At 65.3% G+C, this 25,023-nt stretch carries 25 protein-coding genes; 20 read left to right on the forward strand and 5 right to left on the reverse strand.

What is annotated here, in order from left to right; translation table 11 throughout:
• The first annotated feature begins 68 nt into the window (after positions 1-68).
• Together GGD65_RS09990 and GGD65_RS09995 are read left to right on the forward strand one after the other, a co-directional pair.
• The gene (locus GGD65_RS09990) at positions 69-275 is read left to right on the forward strand and encodes a DUF2065 domain-containing protein (RefSeq protein WP_018319716.1); all 207 of its coding nucleotides are present in this window, start codon (positions 69-71) and stop codon (positions 273-275) included.
• Between the two features lie 141 nt (positions 276-416).
• Positions 417-1,934: a Do family serine endopeptidase gene (locus GGD65_RS09995; RefSeq protein ID WP_179736097.1), complete on the forward strand. Its 1,518-nt coding sequence runs from the start codon at positions 417-419 to the stop codon at positions 1,932-1,934.
• Between the two features lie 161 nt (positions 1,935-2,095).
• On the opposite strand, the gene serB is transcribed toward GGD65_RS09995, so the two are convergent.
• A complete protein-coding gene (gene serB, locus GGD65_RS10000; RefSeq protein ID WP_183235161.1) occupies positions 2,096-3,001 on the reverse strand; it encodes a phosphoserine phosphatase SerB in 906 nt (301 codons plus the stop codon).
• An 11-nt stretch (positions 3,002-3,012) separates the two neighbouring features.
• Between serB and miaA the strand changes: the two genes are divergently transcribed.
• The 9 genes from miaA (at position 3,013) to GGD65_RS10045 (ending at position 12,038) form a co-directional block, all read left to right on the forward strand.
• On the forward strand, positions 3,013-3,969 hold the full coding sequence (miaA, locus tag GGD65_RS10005; protein WP_183235162.1) for a tRNA (adenosine(37)-N6)-dimethylallyltransferase MiaA: 957 nt from the start codon (positions 3,013-3,015) through the stop codon (positions 3,967-3,969).
• A 329-nt stretch (positions 3,970-4,298) separates the two neighbouring features.
• On the forward strand, positions 4,299-6,074 hold the full coding sequence (locus GGD65_RS10010; protein WP_183235163.1) for an acetolactate synthase 3 large subunit: 1,776 nt from the start codon (positions 4,299-4,301) through the stop codon (positions 6,072-6,074).
• 4 nt (positions 6,075-6,078) lie between these two features.
• Positions 6,079-7,050, forward strand: a complete 972-nt coding sequence (locus tag GGD65_RS10015) for a threonine dehydratase (protein ID WP_183235164.1) — start codon at positions 6,079-6,081, stop codon at positions 7,048-7,050.
• Positions 7,051-7,073: 23 nt separating this feature from the next.
• The gene (gene ilvN / locus GGD65_RS10020) at positions 7,074-7,616 is read left to right on the forward strand and encodes an acetolactate synthase small subunit (RefSeq protein ID WP_011089241.1); all 543 of its coding nucleotides are present in this window, start codon (positions 7,074-7,076) and stop codon (positions 7,614-7,616) included.
• Between the two features lie 3 nt (positions 7,617-7,619).
• A complete protein-coding gene (locus GGD65_RS10025; protein WP_091961418.1) occupies positions 7,620-8,315 on the forward strand; it encodes a class I SAM-dependent methyltransferase in 696 nt (231 codons plus the stop codon).
• A 45-nt stretch (positions 8,316-8,360) separates the two neighbouring features.
• The gene (locus tag GGD65_RS10030) at positions 8,361-9,251 is read left to right on the forward strand and encodes an EamA family transporter (RefSeq protein WP_183235165.1); all 891 of its coding nucleotides are present in this window, start codon (positions 8,361-8,363) and stop codon (positions 9,249-9,251) included.
• 7 nt (positions 9,252-9,258) lie between these two features.
• On the forward strand, positions 9,259-9,861 hold the full coding sequence (locus GGD65_RS10035) for a LysE family translocator (RefSeq protein WP_183235166.1): 603 nt from the start codon (positions 9,259-9,261) through the stop codon (positions 9,859-9,861).
• 147 nt (positions 9,862-10,008) lie between these two features.
• Complete coding sequence (gene ilvC, locus GGD65_RS10040) at positions 10,009-11,028, forward strand: ketol-acid reductoisomerase (protein WP_018319725.1); 1,020 nt, start codon at positions 10,009-10,011, stop codon at positions 11,026-11,028.
• A 161-nt stretch (positions 11,029-11,189) separates the two neighbouring features.
• Positions 11,190-12,038: an SDR family oxidoreductase gene (locus tag GGD65_RS10045; protein WP_183235167.1), complete on the forward strand. Its 849-nt coding sequence runs from the start codon at positions 11,190-11,192 to the stop codon at positions 12,036-12,038.
• Positions 12,039-12,049: 11 nt separating this feature from the next.
• Here the strand turns inward: GGD65_RS10045 and GGD65_RS10050 are convergent, their stop codons facing one another.
• Positions 12,050-12,670, reverse strand: a complete 621-nt coding sequence (locus GGD65_RS10050) for a hypothetical protein (protein ID WP_183235168.1) — start codon at positions 12,668-12,670, stop codon at positions 12,050-12,052.
• A gap of 107 nt (positions 12,671-12,777) precedes the next feature.
• Between GGD65_RS10050 and GGD65_RS10055 the strand changes: the two genes are divergently transcribed.
• Both GGD65_RS10055 and GGD65_RS10060 read left to right on the forward strand, forming a co-directional pair.
• Positions 12,778-13,431: a TetR/AcrR family transcriptional regulator gene (locus GGD65_RS10055; RefSeq protein ID WP_246783244.1), complete on the forward strand. Its 654-nt coding sequence runs from the start codon at positions 12,778-12,780 to the stop codon at positions 13,429-13,431.
• A gap of 215 nt (positions 13,432-13,646) precedes the next feature.
• Positions 13,647-15,359 carry a sulfatase-like hydrolase/transferase gene (locus GGD65_RS10060; RefSeq protein ID WP_018319730.1) on the forward strand — a complete coding sequence of 571 codons (1,713 nt, stop codon included), beginning with the start codon at positions 13,647-13,649 and terminating at the stop codon, positions 15,357-15,359.
• Between the two features lie 147 nt (positions 15,360-15,506).
• Here the strand turns inward: GGD65_RS10060 and GGD65_RS10065 are convergent, their stop codons facing one another.
• Together GGD65_RS10065 and GGD65_RS10070 are read right to left on the reverse strand one after the other, a co-directional pair.
• Complete coding sequence (locus GGD65_RS10065; RefSeq protein WP_183235170.1) at positions 15,507-17,066, reverse strand: glycine betaine ABC transporter substrate-binding protein; 1,560 nt, start codon at positions 17,064-17,066, stop codon at positions 15,507-15,509.
• Entirely contained in the window at positions 17,063-17,845 is a 783-nt protein-coding gene (locus GGD65_RS10070) for an ABC transporter ATP-binding protein (protein ID WP_183235171.1), read from the reverse strand. The genes GGD65_RS10065 and GGD65_RS10070 overlap by 4 nt, the downstream gene beginning before the upstream one ends.
• Before the next feature lie 277 nt (positions 17,846-18,122).
• On the opposite strand from GGD65_RS10070, the gene GGD65_RS10075 reads away from it, so the two are divergent.
• Together GGD65_RS10075 and GGD65_RS10080 are read left to right on the forward strand one after the other, a co-directional pair.
• Positions 18,123-18,941, forward strand: a complete 819-nt coding sequence (locus GGD65_RS10075) for an ABC transporter ATP-binding protein (protein ID WP_018319733.1) — start codon at positions 18,123-18,125, stop codon at positions 18,939-18,941.
• Positions 18,941-19,729, forward strand: a complete 789-nt coding sequence (locus tag GGD65_RS10080; RefSeq protein WP_018319734.1) for an ABC transporter permease — start codon at positions 18,941-18,943, stop codon at positions 19,727-19,729. The genes GGD65_RS10075 and GGD65_RS10080 overlap by 1 nt, the downstream gene beginning before the upstream one ends.
• 47 nt (positions 19,730-19,776) lie before the next feature.
• On the opposite strand, the gene GGD65_RS10085 is transcribed toward GGD65_RS10080, so the two are convergent.
• Entirely contained in the window at positions 19,777-20,226 is a 450-nt protein-coding gene (locus GGD65_RS10085; RefSeq protein ID WP_028145436.1) for a cupin domain-containing protein, read from the reverse strand.
• A gap of 138 nt (positions 20,227-20,364) precedes the next feature.
• Between GGD65_RS10085 and GGD65_RS10090 the strand changes: the two genes are divergently transcribed.
• The 5 genes from GGD65_RS10090 to GGD65_RS10110 all read left to right on the forward strand — a co-directional run bounded on the left by GGD65_RS10090 (position 20,365) and on the right by GGD65_RS10110 (position 25,018).
• Positions 20,365-21,390 carry an ABC transporter substrate-binding protein gene (locus GGD65_RS10090; RefSeq protein ID WP_183235172.1) on the forward strand — a complete coding sequence of 342 codons (1,026 nt, stop codon included), beginning with the start codon at positions 20,365-20,367 and terminating at the stop codon, positions 21,388-21,390.
• Between the two features lie 30 nt (positions 21,391-21,420).
• Positions 21,421-22,125 carry an NUDIX hydrolase gene (locus tag GGD65_RS10095; protein ID WP_183235173.1) on the forward strand — a complete coding sequence of 235 codons (705 nt, stop codon included), beginning with the start codon at positions 21,421-21,423 and terminating at the stop codon, positions 22,123-22,125.
• Positions 22,126-22,218: 93 nt separating this feature from the next.
• Complete coding sequence (locus tag GGD65_RS10100; protein WP_183235174.1) at positions 22,219-23,529, forward strand: ABC transporter substrate-binding protein; 1,311 nt, start codon at positions 22,219-22,221, stop codon at positions 23,527-23,529.
• Between the two features lie 14 nt (positions 23,530-23,543).
• A complete protein-coding gene (locus tag GGD65_RS10105) occupies positions 23,544-24,311 on the forward strand; it encodes an ABC transporter ATP-binding protein (RefSeq protein WP_018319739.1) in 768 nt (255 codons plus the stop codon).
• Positions 24,312-24,313: 2 nt separating this feature from the next.
• Complete coding sequence (locus tag GGD65_RS10110; protein ID WP_183235175.1) at positions 24,314-25,018, forward strand: ABC transporter ATP-binding protein; 705 nt, start codon at positions 24,314-24,316, stop codon at positions 25,016-25,018.
• Positions 25,019-25,023 lie beyond the last annotated feature (5 nt).

The raw sequence follows: 25,023 nt of genomic DNA on the forward strand, positions 1-25,023 counted from the left end.
GACAAAGGGCGGCGGATCTCGCCGCCCTTCGTCCAGACAAGAACAGCATAACGGGAGGTTCCAATCCGATGAGGTCCATTGCGTTCGCCGACTTCCTCATCGGCTTGGGCATCCTGTTCGTGCTGGAAGGCTTGATGTTCGCGGCAAGTCCCAACTGGATGCGCAAGGCCATGAAGAGCGCCATCGCCACGCCGGACAACATCCTGCGGGCGGTCGGGATCGGTTCGGCCATCGTCGGCCTGGTCCTGATCTGGGTCATGCGGCGCCCCATTTAGGCGGCGCGCCAACGCCAAAGTGAAGGCGAGAGACCGGTTTTCGCCGTATTATCGGGGTGTTGAGGCCCATTAACCTGCGCGCTTGCGCCGTCCCCCCGTCAAGCGCAGTCTGGCGCCGAATCCCTCTCTCTGGAGATCACAATGACCGCTGCCACCATTGCCCCGTCCCGCTCGCGACTTGGTGTGCGAATTGGGCTGGCCGCGCTCGCCGTCGCTGCTGTCAGCGCGTTCGGCTCGCCGGCTTATGCGCGCGGACCGGAGGGCATCGCCGACGTCGCCGAGAAGGTGATCGACGCGGTCGTCAACATCTCGACCTCGCAGACCGTCGAGGCCAAGGGCGGCGGCAGCAACGCCATGCCGCAATTGCCGCCCGGCTCGCCCTTCGAGGAGTTCTTCGACGACTTCTTCAAGAACCGCAAAGGTCCGGGCGGCAGCAGCAAGGGTGGCGAGCGCGGCGACGGCGGCCCGCCGCCGCGCAAGACCAATTCGCTCGGAAGCGGCTTCATCATCGACACATCGGGCGTCGTCGTCACCAACAACCATGTCATCGCGGATGCCGACGAGATCAACGTCATCCTCAACGACGGTACCAAGATCAAGGCCGAGCTGGTCGGCGTCGACAAGAAGACCGACCTTGCAGTCTTGAAGTTCAAGCCGACCAAGCCGCTGGTCGCGGTGAAGTTCGGCGATAGCGACAAGCTGCGTCTCGGCGACTGGGTGGTCGCGATCGGCAACCCGTTCAGCCTGGGCGGCACGGTGACGGCCGGCATCGTCTCGGCCAAGAACCGCGACATCTCCTCGGGTCCCTATGACAGCTACATCCAGACCGACGCCTCCATCAACCGCGGCAATTCCGGCGGTCCGCTGTTCAACCTCGATGGCGACGTCATCGGCGTCAACACGCTGATCATCTCGCCCTCGGGCGGCTCGATCGGCATCGGCTTCGCGGTGCCGTCGAAGACGGTTGCGGGCGTCGTCGACCAGCTCCGTCAGTTCGGCGAGTTGCGCCGCGGCTGGCTCGGCGTGCGGATCCAGAGCGTCACCGACGAGATCGCCGAGAGCCTCAGCATCAAGCCGGCGCGCGGCGCGCTGGTTGCGGGCGTCGACGACAAGGGCCCGGCCAAGCCGGCCGGCATCGAGCCGGGCGACGTCGTCGTCAAGTTCGACGGCAAGGACGTCAAGGATCCGAAGGACCTGTCCCGCGTCGTCGCCGACACGGCGGTCGGCAAGGAAGTCGACGTCATCATCATCCGCAAGGGCAAGGAAGAAACCAAGAAGGTCACCCTCGGCCGCCTCCAGGATCCAGAGAAGGTGCAGGCCGCGGTGAAGACCGACGAGCCCGCGCCCGAGAAGCCGGTGACGCAGAAGGCGCTCGGCCTTGATCTTGCGGCGCTGAACAAGGATCTGCGCAGCCGCTACAAGATCAAGGAGAGCGTCAAGGGCGTGGTCGTCACCAATGTCGACGCGAATTCCGACGCCGCCGAGAAGCGCCTCTCCGCCGGCGACGTCATCGTCGAGGTCGCGCAGGAGGCCGTCTCCAGCGGCGCCGACATCCAGAAGCGGGTCGACCAGCTCAAGAAGGACGGCAAGAAGTCGGTGCTGCTGCTGGTGTCCAACGCCGACGGCGAGCTGCGGTTTGTGGCGCTGAGCGTGCAGTAGTCGCTGGCCGGTGCCGTAGGGTGGGCAAAGCGACTTGTCCGCCGTAGCTCGAAGAGCGAAGGCGGAAGCGTGCCCACCACCTGTCGCCGTCGGAGAAAGATCGTGGGCACGGCGCTTTGCGCCTTTGCCCACCCTACGGCCGCTGAGCATGCGGCAAGAGGCTACCCCTCCACGAACTCGTCCCGCCGATACCCCTGCGTATACAGCAGCGCGGTGAGGTCGCCGTGATCGATCCGCGCCGCCGCAGCCGCCGCTACGGCCGGCTTGGCGTGATAGGCGACGCCCAGCCCCGCGGCCTGGATCATTGCGAGATCATTGGCGCCGTCGCCGACCACGACCGAATCGATGTCGTCGAGATCGAACGACTCCATCAGATCCACCAGCGTCGCGAGCTTCGCCGCGCGCCCCAAAATCGGCTCCTTCACCTCGCCGGTGAACTTGCCGTCGCGCACGACCAGCTCGTTGGCACGGTTCTCCTGGAAGCCGATCTTGGCGGCGACCGCGGTCGTGAACAGCGTGAAGCCGCCGGAGACGAGGCAGGTATAGGCGCCGTGCTTGCGCATGGTCGCGACCAGTTCGCGGCCGCCCGGGGTCAGCGTGATGCGCTTGGCCAGCACCTCATCGACCACGCCGGCGGGCAGGTCCTTCAGCAGCGCGACGCGCTCGCGCAGTGCCGGCTCGAACTCGATCTCGCCGCGCATGGCGCGTTCGGTGATGGCGGCCACGTGGGCCTTCATCCCGACGAGATCGGCAAGCTCGTCGATGCATTCCTGGCCGATCATGGTGGAATCCATGTCGGCGAGAAAAAGCTTCTTGCGCCGGGCGCCGACTGGCTGCACGACGATGTCGACGGGCAGGTCGCCGCGAAGCTCGCGGAGCCGCTGCTCGATGGCGTGACGGTCGGCTTCGAGGTTACTGTCGGCGCCGAAGGGAATGTCGACCGCAACCCCGTCGAACAGCCAGTGCGCGGGAGCTGCCTGGGGCAGCACGGCGCGGGCGCCATCGACGATGGTGGAGTCGAGCGCGGGATTGTCGGGGTTGCAGATCAGCGTGGCGACGAGGGACATTTGAGGTTTTCGTGAGCGAGGGGCAAGTCAGCAGAAGCCATGTTGGCAAGGCCGTGCTTATCGCAGGCCCGACCGCCAGCGGCAAGTCGGCGCTGGCGCTGGAGCTTGCCCTCAGCACGGGCGGGGTCGTCATCAATGCCGATTCCATGCAGGTCTATCGTGACCTGCGGATCATCACGGCGCGCCCCACACAAAGCGAGGAAGCGCGCGCGCCGCATCGCCTGTACGGTCATGTCGATGCAGCCGTGAATTTTTCGGCCGGTGCCTGGGTGAGTGATGCAGCCAAGGCGCTCGACGAGGCAGAAGCGGAAGGCCGTCTGCCGATCTTCATCGGCGGCACCGGGCTCTATTTCAAGGCACTGACGGCGGGGCTCTCCGTGGTGCCGCCAATCCCTGCCGAGGTGCGCGAGGACGTGCGCGCGCGGTTGGAACGCAACGGCGTCGAGGCGCTGCACGCGGAACTGGCGCGTCGCGACCCCAGTGCGGCCGAGCGATTGAACCTGCGTGACCGCACCCGGATCGCGCGCGCGCTCGAAGTGGTCGAGGCGACCGGCCGCTCGCTGCTCGACTGGCACCGGGAGGGTCAGCCGCCGCTGCTGCCGAAGGACAGTTTTCGCGCGGTATTTCTCGCACCCGAACGGGACGAGCTCTACGCCCGCATCGATGCCCGCTTCGATGCCATGCTGGGCGCCGGTGCGTTGAAGGAGGTCGAGCAGCTCGCCGCCAGAAACCTCGATCCGCTGCTGCCGGCGATGAAGGCTCATGGCGTGCCGGCCCTGATCCGGCACTTACGCGGTGAGCTCAGCCTGGAGCAGGCCGCCACCACTGGCCGCGCCGACACCCGCCACTACGCCAAGCGGCAATTCACTTGGTTCCGGCACCAATTGCCGGAGTTCGAATGGGTGAAGCCCGGGGAGGCGAGGGGATGGCTCGCCGCCCTTGTGAACGCGGCCCGCGACCCCGCCTGAGGCGCTTTTCCGTCCGGGTTCCCGAATTTACCTCTCGCCGAACCCAGGGAACACCGCTACACTGCCAAAATCGCGCGGGAACGGCCGCATCGCCTTGACATCCAGGCTTTGGCCGCTATGTTTCGCGCAACCTTTGGGAAGCCGGGCGCCCGCCATGCGTAACATTATTACCAAGCTCCTTATCGCCGTCGTACCCAGGCACACCGCCGGGGGTGGCTAGCTGCCATCCACATGACAGGCGGTGTGCATGGGCCCTCTTCGGGGCCTTTTTTATTTCCCGAACCAGACACGAACGAAGCCGCTGACAACAGCGCATCCGGAGCAAGCCAATGAGCGACAAGAGCCACGATCCGAACCAGATGACCGGCGCTGCGATGATCGTTCGCGCGCTCATCGATCATGGCGTGACCGACATTTTCGGCTATCCCGGCGGCGCGGTGCTTCCGATCTATGACGAGATCTTTCAGCAGAGCGAGGTCCAGCACATCCTGGTCCGCCACGAGCAGGGCGCCGGCCACGCCGCAGAAGGTTATGCGCGCTCGACCGGCAAGCCGGGCGTTGCGCTGGTGACCTCCGGCCCCGGTGCCACCAATATGGTGACGCCGCTCACCGACGCGCTGATGGATTCGATCCCGCTGGTCTGCATCTCCGGCCAGGTGCCGACGCATCTGATCGGCAACGACGCGTTCCAGGAATGCGACACCGTCGGCATCACGCGTCCCTGCACCAAGCACAATTGGCTGGTGCGCGACGTCAACGATCTCGCCAAAGTGCTGCACGAAGCTTTCTACGTCGCGACCTCCGGCCGTCCCGGCCCGGTGCTGGTCGACGTCCCCAAGGACGTGCAGTTCGCGACCGGCACCTATCATCCGCCGCGCAAATCCGACGTGCACCGCTCCTACGCGCCACGCGTGAAGGGAGATGCGACGCAGATCCGCAAAGCCGTCGCACTGCTGGCCCATGCCAAGCGTCCCGTGATCTACAGCGGCGGCGGCGTCATCAATTCCGGCTCCGAGGCGACCAAGCTGCTGCGCGAGCTGGTCGAGGTCACCGGATTCCCGATCACCTCGACGCTGATGGGCCTCGGCGCGTATCCGGCGTCGGGCAAGAATTGGCTCGGCATGCTCGGCATGCACGGCACCTATGAAGCCAACATGACGATGCATGATTGCGACGTCATGCTGTGCGTCGGCGCGCGCTTCGACGACCGCATCACCGGCCGCGTCGATGCGTTCTCGCCGGGCTCGAAGAAGATCCACATCGACATCGACCCGTCCTCGATCAACAAGAACATTCGCGTCGACGTGCCGATCATCGGCGATTGCGGCAACATCCTCGGCGACATCCTCCAGGTGTTCAAGGCCGAGGCGAAGAAGCCCGACATCAAGGCGTGGTGGCAGCAGATCGCGCAGTGGCGCGCCCGTAACTCGCTCTACTACCGGAAGAGCAACGAGGTGATCCTGCCGCAGCACGCGATCCAGAGCCTGTTCGAGGCGACGCGCGGCAGGGATACCTACATCACGACGGAAGTCGGCCAGCACCAGATGTGGGCGGCGCAGTTCTTCGGCTTCGAGGAGCCGCATCGCTGGATGACCTCGGGCGGTCTCGGCACCATGGGCTACGGCCTGCCGGCGGCGGTCGGCGTGCAGGTTGCCCATCCCGACAGCCTCGTCATCGACATTGCGGGGGATGCCTCGGTGCAGATGACGATGCAGGAGATGTCGACGGCGGTTCAGTACGAGCTGCCGATCAAGATCTTCATCCTGAACAACCAGTACATGGGCATGGTGCGGCAGTGGCAGCAGCTGCTGCACGGCAACCGCCTGTCGCATTCCTACTCGGAGGCGCTGCCGGACTTCGTCAAGCTCGCGGAAGCCTATGGCGGCGTCGGTATCCAGGTCCACAAGCCCGGCGATCTCGACGGCGCCATCCAGGAGATGATTTCGGTCAAGCGCCCGGTGCTGTTCGACTGTCGCGTCGCCGCGCTCGAAAACTGCTTCCCGATGATCCCCTCGGGCAAGGCGCACAACGAGATGCTGTTGCCGGAGCAGGCCAACGACGAGGCCACCGCCAAGGCGTTCGCCGGCGGCAAGGCGCTGGTGTGAGACCATGTTCGACCTGACCGAGCTCGAGCGCGCACATGCGATCGTGGGGCAGGCGGTGCCGGCAACGCCGGCACACGCCTGGCCTTTGCTCGCCGAGCGGCTCGGCGCGCAGGTCGTGGTCAAGCACGAGAACCACACGCCGATCGGGGCTTTCAAGGTGCGCGGCGGGCTGGTCTATCTCGAGCGGCTGAAGCGCGAGCAGTCGAATATTCCCGGCATCATCTCGGCGACGCGCGGCAATCACGGCCAGAGCCTGGCGTTCGCGGCGAGCCGCCACGGCGTGCCCGCAGTGATCTACGTGCCGCGCGGCAATTCGGCCGAGAAGAATCGCGCGATGAAGGCCTTTGGCGCCGAGCTCGTCGAGCATGGCGAGGATTTCCAGGCCGCGCGTGAGGAAGCCGAGCGCCGCGCGCAGTTTGCCGGGCTCCATATGGTGCCGTCGTTCCACCCCGACCTTGTGCTCGGCGTCGCCACTTATGCGCTTGAGCTGTTCAAGGCCGCGGCGGACCTCGACATGCTCTATGTGCCGATCGGGCAGGGCTCCGGCATCTGCGGCTGCATCATGGCGCGCGACCTGCTCGGCCTGAAGACCGAGATCGTCGGCGTGCAGTCGACCGAAGCTCCGTCCTACGCGCTGTCGTTTGCGGCCGGCAAGATCGTGACGACCGAAACCAGCAACACGCTCGCCGACGGCATGGCGACGCGCATTCCGGACGCCGAGGCATTCACGCTGATCCGCAAGGGTGCCTCACGCATCGTAGAGGTCACCGACGCGGAGGTCGCGGCCGCGATCCGTGCGCTCTGGACCGACACGCACAATCTCGCCGAAGGCGCGGGAGCAGCCGCGCTCGCCGCGGCGCTGCAGGAAAAGAGCAAGTTGAAGGGCAAGCGCGTCGGTCTCGTGCTGTCCGGCGGCAATATCGATTTCGATCTGTTCCGCCGTTGGGTCGGGACAGACGCGTCAGCGATGGCGTGAGGAAGAGACAAGAGGGGACGACAATGAACCAGCCCGCATCCGCCTACTTCATCGAGGATCGCCACGATCCCAACGAGACGCATACGCTCTCGGTGCTCGTGCAGAACGAGCCGGGCGTGCTCGCGCGCGTCATCGGCCTGTTCTCGGGCCGCGGCTACAACATCGAGAGCCTCACGGTCTCGGAGACCGAGGCCCAGAAGCACCTGTCGCGCATCACCATCGTCACGACGGGTACGCCGATGGTGATCGAGCAGATCAAGCACCAGCTAGACCGCATGATCCCGGTCTACCGGGTCGTCGACATGACCCAGACCAAGCGCTCGATCGAGCGCGAGCTGGCGATGGTGAAGGTGCGCGGGCAGGGCGAGCATCGGGTCGAGGCGCTCAGGCTCGCGGATGCGTTCCGCGCCCGGGTGATCGACGCCACGACCGAGAGCTTTGTGTTCGAGATCACAGGCAATACGGACAAGATCAATCAATATATCGACCTGATGCGCCCGCTCGGCCTCGTCGAGGTGTCGCGCACCGGCGTTGCCGCGATCGGCCGCGGGCCTGAAGGGATGTGAACCATGCTGGCGCGCGACTGGTACTATAACGAGCGGAACCGGATGGGGATCGAGCCCGCTGTGGCCTCGATCTACGACGCCCACGACGATGCCGATCTGCGGGCGCGCGCCGCGCTGAAAATGCTGGGAGTCCAGCGCGGCTGGCGCATCGCCGACATCGGCTGCGGCAACGGCGTGCTGGCGACCGAAGCCGCACTGCTGGGCGCGGAGGTGGACGCCATCGATATCTCGCCGGCAATGCTGGCGCTTGCCGAGATCTACGCGCGTGATCGCAAGGCGCCCGTGCGCACACAGTCCGCCGGCCTGCTCAGCTTCGCCTATCGGCCGGAATCCTACGACCTGATCGTCAGCGAATTCACGCTGCACCACCTGCCGGATTTCTGGAAGGCGGTGGCGATGTCGCGGATCTATCGTGCGCTGAAGCCGGGCGCGAGCTTCTATCTGCGCGACATCGTCTATGCCTCCATGCCCGACGCGATCGAGCGCGACGTCGAGCAATGGGCCGACTACCAGATCAAGAACCACGATTTTTCGCGCGAAGGCGTCGTCACGCATATGCGCGACGAATACTCCACCTTCGGCTGGGTGATGGAGCGGATGCTGACCGACGTCGGCTTCGCGCTGGTCTCGGCCGATTACCACGCACCGATGCACGGCACCTATCTGCTGCGCAAACCAAGAGCCGGCGAGCAAGGCTAGACGACAACAACAGGGCTGCACGACAGGGCAGAACCGAGAACAACAATGAAGCCGGCCGATATCCTCATCGCCATCCTGGTGGCGATCATCTGGGGACTTGCCTTCGTGGCGAGCCGGATCGCGCTCGACGAGCTTTCGCCGGAGCTGATGACGGCGCTGCGTTTTTCCATCGCCGCGTTGCCGTGCCTGTTCATCCGAAAGCCCAAAATCGCCTGGTCGCTGCTGATCGCGATCAGCTTTACGTTGTTCCTCGGTCAATTCCTGAGCCAGGCCTATGGCATCGCCCATGGCGTGCCGGTGGGGCTGACCAGCGTCGTCGTGCAGAGCCAGGCGCTGTTCACGATCGGCTTTGCCGCGATCGCTTTTGGCGAGCGGCCGACGCCGATGCAGGCGCTCGGCGTTGGTATCGCTGCGATCGGCCTTCTGATGATCTGCGGTACGGTCGGCTATGATTTCAGCGTCGCCGCGTTTGCGGTGCTGATGATCTCGCCGATCAGCTTTGCCGTCGGCAATCTGCTGCTGCGCGGCGCCCGCGGCGTGCCGATGTTCGACCTGTTCGCATGGCTGTGCCTCGCCGCGGCCGTGCCGCTGTTCGTGCTGGCGCTGATCGCCAATGGCCCTGCGCCGACATGGACATCGCTGAGCCACATAACGCCGACAGCGGCTCTCTGCATGCTGGCGCTTGGCGGCATCTCAACGAGTATCGCCTATTGGCTCTGGGGCCGGCTGCTGCGCGACTATCCCGCCGCGCAAGTGGTGCCGTTTGCGCTGCTGGTGCCGTTCGTCGGCTCGGCCGCCTCCAGCATCGCGTTCGGCGAGCGGTTCGGACCCTTGCGGCTCGCTGGCATGCTGACCGTGATCGGCGGTATCGCCGTGATGGTGCTGGCGAAGCGGCCCAAGGCGTTACCCGAAGAACCGTTGCCGAAAACGGCGTGAGGTGAGCATGTCCCAGTCGCTGCTCTATGCCTTCCTGATCTTCATGGTCGTGATGTACTTCACGCCCGGGCCGAACAACATCATGCTGCTGTCCTCGGGCCTGACCTACGGCTTCCGGCGCACCGTCCCTCACATCGTCGGCATCGTCCTCGGCTTCGCCTTCATGGTCGCCGCCGTCGGCCTCGGGCTCGGCTCCGTGTTCCTGGCCTATCCGATCCTCCAGACCATCCTGAAATATGCCGGTGCCGCCTACCTGATCTATCTTGCCGTCGCGATCGCCATGTCCGGCCCGACCAAGCCGGGCGAGGGGGATGGCCGCGGCCCGATGACCTTCTGGGGCGCGGCGATGTTCCAATGGATCAATGCCAAGGGCTGGGTGATCGTCATCGGCACCATCACCGCCTATGCGGCGATCGCCCAATTCCCGCTCAACATCGCGATCCAGACCCTGATCAGCCTGCTCGTCGGCACCGTCTCGACCGTGGTCTGGGCCCTGTTCGGCTCGGCATTGCGGCCGGTCCTGACCTCGGAGCGGCTGGTCCGCGCCTTCAATATCCTGATGGCGATCCTGCTGCTGGCCTCCCTCTACCCCGTTTTCATGGATGCATGATGTCGCGGATTTCCATGCAGAAACGGGTTTCCCAGCCGGCTGAAAATGCTCTAGACAGCCCCCGAAATCCGCAAATTTCACCGTCCAAGACTTGAGCAGTCGGACCTGACCAACGGCCGATTCTGGCCCCTAACGAGGAAACGACCCATGCGTGTTTATTACGATCGCGACGCCGACCTGAACCTGATCAAGGGCAAGAAGGTCGCCATCGTGGGCTATGGCAGCCAGGGCCACGCCCATGCGCTCAACCTGAAGGATTCCGGCGTCAAGGACGTTGCCATTGCGCTGCGCAAGGACTCGGGCTCGGTCAAGAAGGCGGAAGCCGCCGGCTTCAAGGTGATGGAAGTCGCCGAAGCCGCCAAATGGGCCGACCTCGTCATGATGCTGACCCCGGACGAGCTCCAGGGCGACATCTATCGCGATCACCTGCACGACAACATGAAGAAGGGCGCCGCCCTCGTGTTCGCGCACGGCCTCAACGTCCACTTCAACCTGCTCGACCCGCGCGCCGATCTCGACGTGCTTATGATCGCGCCGAAGGGCCCCGGTCACACCGTGCGCTCGGAATATCAGCGCGGCGGCGGCGTGCCCTGCCTGATCGCAATCGCCAAGGACGTCTCGGGCAACGCCCATGACCTCGGCCTGTCCTACGCCTCGGCTGTCGGCGGCGGCCGCGCCGGCATCATCGAGACCACCTTCAAGGAAGAGTGCGAGACCGACCTGTTCGGCGAGCAGGTGGTGCTCTGCGGCGGCCTGGTCGAGCTGATCAAGGGCGGCTACGAGACCCTGGTCGAAGCCGGCTACGCCCCGGAGATGGCCTATTTCGAGTGCCTGCACGAAGTGAAGCTGATCGTCGACCTGATTTATGAAGGCGGCATCGCCAACATGAACTACTCGATCTCCAACACCGCGGAGTATGGCGAGTACGTCACCGGCCCGCGCATCGTCACCGCCGAGACCAAGGCGGAGATGAAGCGCGTTCTCGCCGACATCCAGGGCGGCAAGTTCGCCCGCGACTGGATGCTCGAGAACAAGGTCAACCAGACCTCGTTCAAGGCGACCCGCGCCAAGCTCGCTCAGCACCCGATCGAGGAAGTCGGCGCCAAGCTGCGCGATATGATGCCCTGGATCAAGAAGGGCGCGCTGGTCGACAAGTCGAAGAACTAAGTCGTCTCCCGGACGCAGCGCATCACGCAGGTGGTGCGCTGCTGATCCGGGGGCCATTGCGGCTCCTGGGTCTCGGCTTCTGCGCTCCGTTTCGCTGCGCTTGTCCGGGACATGGGCAAAAATCCAAGGCATGATCGCAGGAACTCCAGGGGAGGAAGACCATGCGATCTGTCGTCGTCACCGGTGCGTCCACAGGCATCGGCTGGGCTACTGCCAAATTCCTGATCGGGCGCGGCTATCGCGTGTTCGGCAGCGTCCGCAAGCAGGCCGATGCCGACCGGCTTCAGGGTGAGTTTGGCGCCAATTTCACGCCGCTGCTGTTCGACGTCACCGACGAGGCCGCGGTCCTCGCTGCTGCGCGAAAAGTTCGCGAAGCGCTGAACGGTGAGACGCTGGCCGGCCTCGTCAACAATGCGGGCATCGCCGTCGCCGGTCCCGTGCTCGAATTGTCGGCGGATGATTTCCGCCGCCAGATGGACATCAACGTCATCGGCCCTGTCATCGCGACGCAGGCGTTCGGGCCGCTGCTCGGGGCCGACCCGTCGCTGAAGGGGCCGAAGGGGCGGATCGTGATGATCAGCTCGGTCGCAGGAAAGAACGGCAATCCGCTGTCGGCGCCCTACTGCACCTCCAAGCACGCCGTCGAGGGACTGTCGGAAAGCCTGCGCCGCGAATTGATGCTGTTCGGCATCGACGTCATCATCGTCGCCCCCGGCGCGGTGAAGACGCCGATCTGGAGCAAGGCCGAGCAGATCGATCTCTCCGTCTACCAGAGCTCGCCCTATCTCCCGGCGCTCAACAAGGTCATGGCCTTCATGATGGACCTCGGCGCGAAGGGCCTGCCGGCCGAGCGGATCGCCGAGATCGTGTTCGAGGCGCTGACCGCGCCGAGCCCCAAGGTGCGCTATCAGATCACGCCCGACCCGCTCCGCCATCTGATCGGTGCCGTACTGCCGAAACGGACGGTCGACCGGATCATCGCCAAGCGGCTCGGACTGCTGCCGCAGTAAAGGCGGGCGCTTCAGCCCGCCGCAACGGTCTGCCCGCGTGGGTGGCGGGCCATCGCGATCATGCGCAGCGTCATCACGATCAGCAGCGGAATGAGGAAAGCGGCATAGAGCGGCATCGCCGGCACGCGCTTGCCGAACGACACCATGAACTGAAACCAGAGATAATAGCCGCCGACCAGGTGCAGCGTACGCCAGGCGCGGCGCCCGATCAGCGCGGCGGCGCGGTCGAACGAGGTGGCGCTCATCGCGACGATGAAGCCATAGCCGATGCCGCCGAAAATGTAGGAAACGGCCGAGGTCGCCTCGGCAAAGCCGGCAGGATCCATCCAGGCGAAAACAACGATCGCAACCGCGTGGATGGCGTGGGAGGCCGCAAAACTGAGGCCGAGATACCGGCGGTTGCGGCGCTGCCAGCGGGTCCATGCGTTGGGCCAAAGCCGCGCCATCGCTGCGGCGCTGAAGGCGAGGCAGAACAGCAGCAGCGAGCTGCGTGCGGTGAAGCGGATCACCATCCGCACGCCCTCGACCTCCAATTGCCGCATCGAGGCGATCCACATGCTGAGAAGGATCAGGCTGAGGGTGAGGGCGGCGAGCAGCCGCCAGCCTTCGAACCAGCTTTGACGTCGCGGCATGGTGATCTTCCTCCGTTATGTAATCATCGATTACATTTCGGCGCCGCGCGGCGGTCAATGGTGTAATCACCGCTTACATTCACGTTCGGGTGATGCTAGGAAGCACCATGTCCGCCCGCCAGCCGTCCAAGCCGCGCGCCCGCCGCCCTGCAGCCCAGGCCAGGCCGTATCACCACGGCGACCTCCGCCGTGTCCTGATCGATGCTGCGCTGCAATTGGCGGCGGAGGGAGCGGAGGTCTCCGTCCGTGAGGCCGCGCGCCGGGCCGCGGTGTCGCCGGGCGCGCCGTTCCGGCACTTTCCAAACCGCGATGCACTGATGGCGGCGGCGGCCGAGGAGGCGCAGCGGCGTTTCCGTGCCGAGATCGAGGCCGCGCTGAGCGAGGCTCCGGCGGCCGGCCCGCTTGCCCGTTTTCGTGCCTTTGGCCTTGCTTACCTGCGCTGGGCGATGCGCAATCCCGCCCATTTCGAGATCATCTCCACCGGGCGCTATTTCGCCCATGGCAGCTCCGCGGAATTGACGCGCGACAATGCCGAGTTGATCGCGCTGACCGAGGGAATCCTGGCCGAGGCGGCGGAGCAGGGCCTGCTGCGGTCGGCGGACCTCAAGCGCATCCAGATCGCCGGCCGCGCCCTGGTCTACGGCTTCGCCCGGATGAATCTCGATGGCCACTTTCCGCGCTGGGGCGTCGAGGAGAGGGCGATCGAGCGGATGGCGGAAGGCGTGCTCGACCTCTTCATCGCCGGCATCGCAAAGCCTTAACCGAGCGAGCGGCTCGGCCCGCCGCCGTGCGGGCTTCGCCGGTCACTAACAATAAGCGAAGGTCGGGTCACCGCATGCGTTGCCTGTCCTTGACCGTTCCGTTACAGTTTTATGACACGGTGCAGGCTTCCGGCTGCTCCGGACGCCCCGTCACCGTCTCGAGGACCAGACGGCCTGGCATCACCGCGCCGGACTTGAAGTATAGCGTGTCGTCGATGGCGTCCGCGCCCAATCCAGGTCCTTCTGCCACGACCGCCGTGCTGGCGAGCGTCGCCGCGCTCGGCATCTGGCGGCTGCTCGCGGTTGCCGCGCCGCATCTGGCCGCGCTCGCGCTGATGTACCAGACCGAGACCGATTTCGGCTCGCGGCTCTCCTTCGCGCTGGCCTGGGGCATCCTCAATTTTTTCTGGATCACCCTGCTGCGGCGGCCGGCGCTATCAGGCGCGCTGTCGCTGACCATGGTCGTCGTGCTGGTGCTGCTGTCGCGGCTCAAGCACGACGTCGTCCAGATGACGGTCAACTTCATCGACCTGATGATGATCGACCGCGACACCGTCGCGTTCCTGTTCACGATCTTCCCGAATTTGCGCTGGTCGGTGATCCTGGCCGGCTTCGTCACGCTGCCGCTGATGTATGCGCTGTGGTGGCTCGATCCGTTCCGCATCCGCCGTCTGCCGGCGTTCGCCTGCAAGCTGGCCTGCCTTGCCGCGCTGGTCGGCTATTCGCTCTATCATCCGGACGAAGCCTGGCGCGGCTATTACGACGACGGCTATCTGTCGAAGTTCTTCCGCTCCGGCGTCAGCTCGGTCTCCGATTTCGTGCAGTACGGCTTCATGGAATCGGCCGCCGCGACCAACGAGCGCCTCAACATGCCGCTGGTCGATTCCTGCCATCCTGCCGGACGCCGGCCGAACATCATCATGATCCATGATGAATCGAGCTTCGACATCCGCGCCGCCCAGGGCATCAAGGTGCCGCAGGGCTATGGCAGCCACTTCAAATCCTGGGACGGCAAGCAACGCACGTTCCTGGCCGAGAGCAATGGCGGGCCGAGCTGGTTCACCGAATACAACGTGCTTGCAGGCCTCTCCTCGCGCTCGTTCGGCCGCTTTGCCTATTTCGTGACGCGCATCGCCTCGAACCGCGTCGAGCGCGGGCTGCCGCTGGCGCTGCGCCGTTGCGGCTACGACACGATGTCGCTCTATCCCGCCCATGGCGGCTTCATGGCCGCGCGCAGCTTCCAGCTGACGACAGGCATCGAACGCTTCCTCGACGCCAAGGATCTCGGCGCCAAGGACGTCGAGCCCGACGGCTTCTTCTACGACAAGGCGCTCCAGCTGATGGGCCAGCAGCCGCCCAACAAGCCGCTGTTCACCTTCATCTATCTCGGTGCCAATCATTTCCCCTGGGAGACGCGCTTCCGTCCCGACCTGCTGCCGAACTGGCGCGCGCCGGGCAATGTGCCGTCCATCGATGAATATCTGCGTCGGCAGGCGATCAGCGCCGAGCAATACAAGGCGTTCGTCGCGGGCCTGAAGAAGACGTTCCCGGGCGAGCCCTTCCTGATCGTGCGCTATGGCGATCATCAACCCGAGTTCGCGCCTGCTATCCTCGAGCCCGGGCTCGACGAGGGCGCTCTCGGCAAGAAGCTGGACGCCTACGATCCGCGCCTCTACGCGACCTATTACGCGATTGACGCCGTCAATTTCGAGCCGGTGAAGAGTGCTGCCGTGATGGACACGATCGACGGCCCCTATCTGCCGCTGGTGATCCAGGAGGCCGCCGGCATCCCGCTCGATCCGTCCTTCGCCGAGCAGAAGGAGATCATGCTCCGCTGCAAGGGCGTGTTCTACAGCTGCAAGGACGGCGTCGAAGCGCGGCGGCTGAACCGCCTGCTGATCAACGCGGGGATCATCAGGGGACTGTAGGCTCTACCGCCATCCTGAGTGGGCAAAGCGACTTGTCCGCCGTAGCTCGAAGAGCGAAGGCGGAAGCGTGCCCACCACCTCTCACACGAATCCAGCGACCGTGGGCACGGCGCTTGCGCGCCTTTGCCCACCCTACGAAATCTCAACCTACCGCCCGCCCACCTTCTCCCACAGCCACTTCGCGACCGCATCCGGCGAGGAATTCGCGTCATTGCCGCTGGCGCGCAGGTTCGCCTCGCGCATGGTGGCGATGTCGATCTTGCCGAGCAGCGGTTGCAGTGCTGCCTTGAGCCGCTCGTCCCCGGCGCGCTTCGGTGCGAGCAGGAGGATCGCGTCGTAGGGCGGAATCGCGTGCTTGGGATCGTCGAGCGCGACAAGATCGTATTTCGCGATCAACCCGTCGCTGGTGTAGCCGGCGATCACGTCGACTTCGCCGCTCGCAACCGCTGCATACATGAAATCCGGCTGCATCTGGCGCTGGGCGCGGAACGAAAGGCCGTAGGCCTTTTGCAGCGCCGCCCATTCCGGCCGCGAGAAGAACTCGTAGTCGCCGGCAATCGATAGCGTCGATGCGTGCGCCGCGAGATCGGCAATGGTCCGGATGCCAAGCGCTTCGGCGCGCTTCTTCGGAAGCACCAACGCATAGGCGTTCTCGAAGCCGAGCTCGCCGAGCAGGGTGATGTTGTCCTTTGCCAGGCTTGCCTTCAAATCCGTCAACAGTTCTGCGCGCGGCTTGATGTCGGAGCGATGCAGCTGATTGGCCCAGAGCGTGCCGGAATAATCGACATAGAGATCGATGTCGCCGGCCTTCAACGCCCCGAAGATCACGCTGGAGCCGAGACCCGAGCGCGTCGTCGCGGGCAGACCGGCGGCCTGGAGGCGGTCCCTGAGCAGGGCCGACAGCACATATTGCTCGGCGAAGGTCTTGGCGCCGACGACATAGCCCTGCGACGAGCGTCCCATCGTCGGCACCAGCGTTGCAGCGACCAGCGCCGCGATACCGGCTGCGCCGAGCGCGGTGCGGGCGCGGCTGCGTTGGCGCAGGCCGCCCTCGATCAGGCCGAGCAGCTGATCGACGGCGAGCGCCAGCAGCGCCGAGGCAAAGCAGCCGAACAGCACGAACACCCAGTTCTGGGTTTGAAGCCCGGCAAAGATGTAATTGCCGAGGCTGGTCTGCCCGATCGGCGTCGACAGCGTCGCGGTGCCGATCACCCACACCGCGGCGGTGCGGATGCCCGCCATCATCACCGGCAGCGCCAGCGGCAGCTCGACCATGACGAGCGATTGCCGCGCGGTCATGCCGACGCCCTTGGCGGCCTCGATCAGCGCGGGATCGATGCCGTTGAGCCCGGTGATGCCGTTGCGCAGCACCGGCAGCATCGAATAGAGCGCCAGCGCCAGCATCGCCGGCAGGAAGCCGAACGCCGAGAAGGCAACGCCGAACCAGGCCAGCGTCACCGAGGCGGCCAGCAGCAGCAGCGGATAGAACAGCGCGAGCAGCGCCAGGCCCGGCACTGTCTGCACGATGCTGGCGATTGCGAGCAGGATAGCTCGCGGCGCCGGGCGATTGCGTGTCAGGATCGCCAGCGGCAGGCTGACGGCAAGGCCAAGCGCGAGCGCGGCGAGACTGACCCGCACATGATTGCCGAGATAATCGGGCAGATGCGCCAGCGCCTCGCCCCAGCGTGGATCGGCGAGGAAGCTCATGCCGCACCGCTTTGTGGCAGCAGCGCGTTCAGCCGCTCGACCTGGCGCCGCGGCGTACGCAGCAGCTCCAGCACGTAAGCGTCGCTGCTGTTCGAGAGCTCGGTGGGGGTGCCCTGCGCGAGCAGCTGTCCGCTGCGCATCACCGCGATGCGGTCGGCGAGCAGGATCGCCTCCGTCATGTCATGCGTGATCATCACGGTGGTCAGGCCGAGCTTGCGATGCAGCGAACGATAGTCGTCGCCGAGCGCATCGCGGGTAATGGGATCGAGCGCGCCGAACGGCTCGTCCATCAGCACGATGCGGGGCCTTGCCGCCAGCGCCCGCGCCACGCCGACGCGCTGGCGCTGGCCGCCGGAGAGCGCCTCCGGCAGACGGCTGCGATGCGCGTCACGGTCGAGCTGCACGAGCTCCAGCAGCTCGTCGACGCGCGCTGCAATATCGGCCGCCGGCTGGCCCAGCAGTTTCGGCGTGATCCCGATATTGTCGGCAACGCTCAGATGCGGAAACAGCCCGCCGCTCTGGAACACGTAGCCGATCCGCCGCCGCAGCGCGACCGGATCGACGCTTTGCACGTCCTCGCCTTCGACCGTGATGGTGCCGCCCTCGGCCTCGATCAGCCGGTTGGCGAGCCGCAGCAGCGTGGTCTTGCCGGAGCCCGATCCGCCGACGATCGCCACAAATTCGCCCTCGGCGATGTCGAGCGACAAATCGTCCACGGCCTTGAGCGAGCCGAAGCTCTTGGTGACCTGGGCATAGCTGATGGCTGGCTTGGAAGGCATCGCAGGTGAGCTCGCTTTTCTCTTACCTCCCCTGGAGGGGGAGGGTCGATCGCGCGCTGCGCGAGCGGGGTGGTGGTCTCTCAACCCGGGCAGTGTTGGACGTGGAGAGACCGTCACCCCACCCCGTCTCACATTTCGCTGGCGCTCATGTGAGCCGACCCTCCCCCTCCAGGGGAGGGTAAGAGCGCGGCGACGCCCATGCGTAGCACGCTTGGCGGCTTGATTGAACTTGGCCGCGCGAGCGGCTAAGGCATCGGGCCAAGTTCGGAGGGAATATATGTCAACGCCAACGGCAGTGGCGCTGGAAGATGCCAAGGTTGCGTTCCGGCTCGGGGACGGGCGGGTCTATACAGCGGTGGAAAAGGCCCACCTCACAGTGGCGCAAGGCGAGTTCGTCGCCATCGTCGGGCCCACGGGCTGCGGGAAATCGACGCTGCTCAACGTTGCGGCCGGGCTGCTGAAGCCGGCCGCCGGCAGCGTCAGGATTTTCGACCGGCCGCTCGCGGGGCTGAACCGGGATGCCGGCTACCTGTTCCAGGCCGACGCGCTGTTCCCGTGGAAGACCGCGCTCGACAATGTCGCGATCGGGCTGGAGATCAAGGGCACGCCGCGCGCCGAGGCACTGCCGCGCGCGCAGAAATGGCTGACCTCGGTCGGCCTTGGCGCGTTCGCGGGTCGCTATCCGCATATGCTCTCGGGCGGCCAGCGCAAGCGCGTGGCGCTGGCGCAGGTGCTGATCCGCGATCCGAAAATCCTCTTGATGGACGAGCCGTTCGGGCCGCTCGATGCGCAGACCCGCCAGGTGATGGGCAACCTGCTGCTGGACCTCTGGAACGCCGACCGCAAGGCCGTGCTGTTCGTCACCCATGATCTCGAAGAGGCGATCGCGCTCGCCGACCGCGTCGTGATCATGTCGGCGGGGCCGTCCTCGCGTATCATCGGCGACTGGCAGGTGAGCCTGCCGCGGCCGCGCGACATCTTCGAGGTGCGACTGGACAAGGAGTTCCATGCGCTCCACCGCGAGATCTGGAGCGTGCTCAAGGACGAGGTGATGAAGGGCTACGCGCAATCCACCCAAGCGGCGGAGGCAGTCTGATGTCGCGCCCGACGCTGTTCGCGCTGCAAGTCCTGGTCGCGGTCGTCTGCATCGTGCTGTGGCAGGTGCTGTCGACCGTTCCCGTGTTCGGCAAGATCCTGCTGCCGCCGTTCTTCTTCTCCAACCCGTTCGACGTCTTCAGCCAGATCGTGAAGTGGTTCTCTTCCGGCGTGATCTGGAAGCACCTCGGCATCACGTTGGCGGAATCGATCCTCGCCTTCGTGATCGGTTCGCTCGGCGGCGTGCTGGTCGGCTTCTGGTTCGCGCGCCAGCCGATTGTAGCGGCAGTGTTCGACCCCTACGTCAAGATGGTCAACGCGCTGCCGCGCGTGGTGCTGGCGCCGATCTTCGCGCTGTGGCTGGGCCTCGGCATCTGGTCCAAGGTCGCGCTCGGCGTGACCTTGGTGTTCTTCATCGTGTTCTTCAACGTCTATCAGGGCGTCAAGGAGGTCAGCCGCACCGTGCTCGACAATGGCCGCATGCTCGGCATGAGCGAGCGGCAGCTGATGCGGCACGTCTATTGGCCCTCGGCGCTGTCCTGGATGTTCTCCTCGCTGCACACCTCGGTCGGCTTTGCCGTGGTCGGCGCGGTCGTCGGCGAATATCTGGGATCGGCAGCGGGCCTCGGCTATCTCATCCAGCAGGCGGAGGGCGTGTTCGACGTCGCCGGCGTGTTCGCCGGCATGTTCGTGCTGTCGGCGTTCGTGATCCTGATCGACTATGGGGTCACGCTGGTGGAGCGGCGCCTGTTGGTGTGGCGGCCGACGGCGTCGGATGGGCGCGGCTAGGCGCGAGGCGGGACCCGCGTATCGGCGCGGGCCCCAATCGCGAAGCCTCAATCCAGCAGCTTGGTGTCGTCGGGTGCCTGCGGCGGCGTCTTGATCGCGATCGCCTTGACCTGTCCGCTGATCGGCTTGGTGCCGCCATGCGGCGTGCCCTTCGGGATGATGACGAGGTCGCCCGGCTTGACCGTGACTTCCTTGTCGCCGAGCCAGATCGTGCCGGTGCCGTCCAGGATGTACTGAATCTCGTTGGTGTTGGGATGCATGTGCTTGGGCACATTGCCGACCTGGATCGAGATCGTGGCGCCGTCGGCGCTCGCGAACATTTTTGAGCGGTAGCCGACATTGTTGGCGGCGCCGAGCGCATCGCCTTCCATCTCGCCGGTGTGGATGATCTGCGCGGTGATGTTCTCGGCGGCCAGCGCCGGCCGGAGCAGCTGGTTCGCGCCGCATCCGGCGGCAAAGGCGGCGGCGATCGACAGCCCGATTGCAAGGCGATTCATGGATGATCCTCCCCATCACGAGTTTGTTGTTGTACCCGCATGCTATTGCGCCAAAAGGCCGATGGCCAGTGCCTTAGGCCACGCTTCTCAAGCCCGTCGCGCTGCTCTATGGTGCCGCCGGCCGAACGGAGGAAACCAATGAAGAACACGATTGCCAGGCTCGCCGCGGCGCTGCTCGCACTGACGCTCACCACCGGATTTGCCGCGGCGCAAAGCAAGGTCACCATCGCGGTCGGCGGCGGCTCCTGCCTGTGCTATTTGCCGACGGTGCTGGCCAAGCAGCTCGGCGAATACGAGAAGGCCGGCCTCAGTGTCGAGCTGGTTGACCTCAAGGGCGGCTCGGACGCGCTCAAGGCCGTGCTCGGCGGCAGCGCCGACGTGGTCTCCGGCTATTTCGACCATTGCGTCAATCTGGCGGCGAAGAAGCAGGAGCTCCAGGCTTTCGTGGTCTATGACCGCTATCCCGGCCTCGTGCTCGTGGTCGCGCCCTCGCGCACCAACGACATCAAGTCGGTCAAGGATCTCGCCGGCAAGAAGGTCGGCGTCAGCGCGCCCGGTTCCTCGACCGACTTCTTCCTGAAGTACATGCTCAAGAAGAACGGCATCGATCCGACCAGCGCCGCCGTGATTGGCGTTGGCCTCGGCGCCACCGCGGTCGCCGCGATGGAGCAGGGCCAGATCGACGCGGCCGTGATGCTCGATCCCTCCGTCACCGTGCTGCAGGGCAGCCACAAGGATTTGCGCATCCTCTCCGACACGCGGACGCAGAAGGACACGCTCGAGACCTTCGGCGGCGAATATCCCGGCGGCGCGCTGTACTCGACCGCGGCCTGGGTTGCCAAGCACGAGAAGGAGACGCAGGCGCTCACCAACGCGATCCTCGCCACGCTCGCCTGGATCCATTCGCACAGCCCTGAGGAGATCATGGCGAAGATGCCGGAGGAGACGGTCGGCAAGAACAAGGACCTCTATCTCGCCGCGCTGAAGAACACGATGCCGATGTACTCGGAGACCGGCAAGATGGACCCGAAGGGCGCGGATGCCGTGCTCGCGGTGTTCAGCGTCGGCTCGCCCGAGGTGGCGAACGCCAAGATCGACGTCAGCAAGACCTTCACCAACAAGTTCGTCGAGCAGGCCAAGAAGACCACGGGGAACGCCAAATAGCTGACGCGAAGGCGTGATAGTCGCCCCCTCATGACGTCTCCGATCATTCATCGCGTCACGACGCTTGCTCTTGCCGTGCGGCCGATCGTCTGGCCGTTCGCGGAGGAGCGTCGGGCCGAGATCGCGGCGCACTTCGCCGAAAAGCAGCGTGAGCGGCCGAAGATCTGGAACGGCCGCGTCCTGATGGGACGCGATCCCGTATTCGCGGACGGTCATTTCACTGCGACCTATTTCGAGACCGACTTCGCAAGCTTCCTTGCCTGGCGCGACTGGGGCTTTCCCGGCGCGCCCGTGTTCAATGGGTTTGGCATGGGCGCGTTGCGCACGTCCGACGGCGCCTTCCTGATGGGCGAGATGGCGGAGCACACCGCGAACGCAGGCCGCATCTATTTCCCGTCGGGCACGCCCGATCTCGACGATGTCAGGGATGGGATGCTGGACATTCCCGGCAGCGTCGTCCGCGAAATTCAGGAAGAGACCGGCTTGACGGCGGCGGACTATCGGGCCGAGCCGGACTGGTATTGCGTCGTCAGCGGCCCCACGATTGCGATGATGCAGGTGCTCAACCTCGATATGCCCGGCGACGAGGCTCGCGCCCGGATCGAAGCCAATCTTGCCCGTGAGCACGAGCCGGAATTGTCGGCGATTCATCTCGTGCGCGGGACGGGTGATCTCACGCCGACCATGCCGCGATTTGTCACGGCCTTTATCGAGCGGCAGTTCGCCTCGCGCTGATGCGCGAGGCTTGACATCCCTGCGCTCTGCCCATGTGATGGGGGCAACCAAAAGCAAGACGAATGCAATGCACAATCGTCCAGGGAGGTTTTGATGCGCCTGCGCATGGCTGCCCGATTGGTACGTGGGCTGGTGATCGCGATATCCGCGACGAGCCTGGCGGTGGCCGCCCAGGCTCAGGACAAGAAGATCAAGATCGGCGTCGTTTTTGATTTGACCGGACCTCTGGCCGGCGGCGGTTCCGAACTCGGCTATATCGGCGCGAAGATCATCCTCGACCATTTCGCCAAGACCGGCGTCGAAGGCTACAAGATCGAGGCGGTCTATGCCGATGCGCAGAGCAAGCCCGACATCGCCATCAACGAATCCGTCCGCCTGCTCGAGCAGGAGAAGGTCGAGATGGTGCTCGGCTTCTTCTCCTCGGCGCAGTGCGTGCCGGTGGCCGCCCGCGTCGAGCAGCTCAAGAAGTTCATGTGGATGACGACCTGCATCTCGTCCGCCGTGTTCAACGAGAAGGGCTACAAATACGTCTTCCGCCCGCAGGCGAGCGGCGACCAGTTCGGCATGATGACGATGGATTTCATCGCGCAGAACGCCAAGGCGAAGTTCGACAAGGAGCCGAAGGACCTGCGCGTCGCCATCATCCACGAGGACGGCGCCTATGGCGTCGACGTCTCCAAGGGCAACGAGGCAGGCGCGAAGAAAGCCGGCTTCAACGTCGTGATGAAGGAGGGCTATTCGGCGACCGCGCCCGATCTATCGGCGCTGGTGACCAAGCTCAAGCGTGCCAAGCCCGACGTGATCTTCCACACCGGCTACAACCCCGACATCACGCTGCTGCTCCGCCAGGCCCGCGAGCAGGGCCTGAAGTTCGGCGCGCTGATGGGCCATGGTGCGGGCTACGGCGTCTATGAGAAGCTGAAGGAAGGCATGGGGGCCGACGCCACCTACATCTTCAACGCCGACCCGATCTCGATCTGGCTCGCCAACCAGAAGACCATGGATCCGAAGCTCCCGCCCGTGATCAAGATGGTCGGCGAGGAGTTTGACAAGATCAGGCCCGGGGTTGCCATCCGCTCCGCCCATGTCGGCATCGGCGCGTCCAACACTTACGTGTTCATGGCCGACGTGCTGCCGCGCGCGATCAAGAAATATGGTGGCGTCGATCCCGAGGCGCTGCGCAAGGCGGCGCTCGACACCGACATCCCCGAAGGCGGCACCATGCTCGGCTTCGGCGTGAAGTTCTACGGCGAGGGCAGCCCGATGGCCGGGCAGAACGAGCGCTCGTTCCCCGTCGTGATCCAGTACATCGACGACAAATCCTCCGTGGTGTGGCCGAAGAGCCAGGCGCAGCGCGAAGCCGTGCTGCCGCTGCCGAAAGGCACCACCTACAGCAACCAATAGCGGCGGAGTGTCTGGTGCTGGAGGTCAGTGGGCTGGTGAAGCGGTTCGGCGGCTTCACCGCCGTCAACAACGTGTCGTTTCGGGTTGATCAGGGCGAGATCCTCGGCCTGATCGGGCCGAACGGTTCGGGCAAGAGCACGATCTTCAACATGCTCTCCGGCACGCTGGCGCCGACATCGGGCTCGATCGTGTTCGGCGGCTCCGAGATCGCGGGCCTCGCACCGCACCGGATCATCAACAGCGGAATCGGCCGCACCTTCCAGATTCCGCGGCCGTTCCGCCGCCTGACCATCTTCGAGAACGTCGCGCTCGCCGGCTTTTACGGCCAGGGTCGCCACAGCCGCATCAAGGCCGAGGAAGCGGCCGAACGGTCACTTGCGATGGTCGGCCTGCCGACCGATCGCCATGCCAGCGTCGATGGCCTCGGCGCAGCGGGGTTGAAGAAGCTCGAGCTTGCGAAAGCGCTCGCCACGGCGCCAAAGCTGCTGCTGGCCGACGAGAGCCTCGGCGGTCTCGACGAAACCGAGATGGATCAGGCCGCCGACATGTTGCGCAACATCCGCGACGAGCTCGGCATCACCATCATCTGGGTCGAGCACATCATGGGCGTGCTGATGCGCGTCGTCGATCGCGTCATGGTGCTCGATCACGGCGAGAAGATCTCGGAAGGCCTGCCGAGCGCAGTCGCGGGCGACCCGCGCGTCATCGAGGTCTATCTCGGCACCGATGCCGAGACCACGCAGGCCGCGGCCGCCGAAGCGCGCCGCCGCGCGGGAGGCTAGGCATGCTGGAGCTCCGCGCGGTCAATGCCGGCTATGGCACGTTCCAGGCGCTGTTCGATGTCAATCTCGACGTGAAGGCCGGCGAAGCCGTCGGCGTCATCGGCCCCAATGGCGCCGGCAAGACCACCCTGATGCGCGTCATCTCCGGCCTGATCCGGCCCTCGCGCGGCTCGATCCGGATGGAGGTGACCGACGTCGTGGCGACTCCGCCGCACAAGATCGTCAGCCTCGGCATTGCGCATGTGCCGGAAAACCGGCGGCTGTTTCCGCAGCTCTCGGTCGACGACAATCTCAAGATGGGCGCCTTCATGAAGGAGGCCCGCAGTCAGTATGCCGAGCGGCTCGAAGTGGTGTTCGACCTGTTTCCGCGCCTGAAGGAACGGCGCCACCAGATGGCTGGCACCATGTCCGGCGGCGAGCAGCAGATGTGCGCGATCGGCCGTGCGCTGATGTCCAATCCAAAGCTGCTGCTGCTCGACGAGCCATCGGCCGGCCTCGCGCCGGTCGTGGTGCAGCAGGTGTTCGAGCTGGTGAAGCGGATCCGCGCCAGCGGGCTGACCGTGCTGATCGTGGAGCAGAACGTGCAGCAAGTGCTGAAAGTGGTCGATCGCGCCTATCTGATCGAGGCAGGTACCATCCGGGCATCCGGCACGTCCGCCGAGATGCTGGCGAGCGACACGGTCAAGGAAGCGTATCTCGGGGTGTGAGGGGC

It is taken from the genome of Bradyrhizobium sp. CIR18, assembly GCF_014198295.1.
In the GTDB taxonomy this organism is placed as follows: domain Bacteria; phylum Pseudomonadota; class Alphaproteobacteria; order Rhizobiales; family Xanthobacteraceae; genus Bradyrhizobium.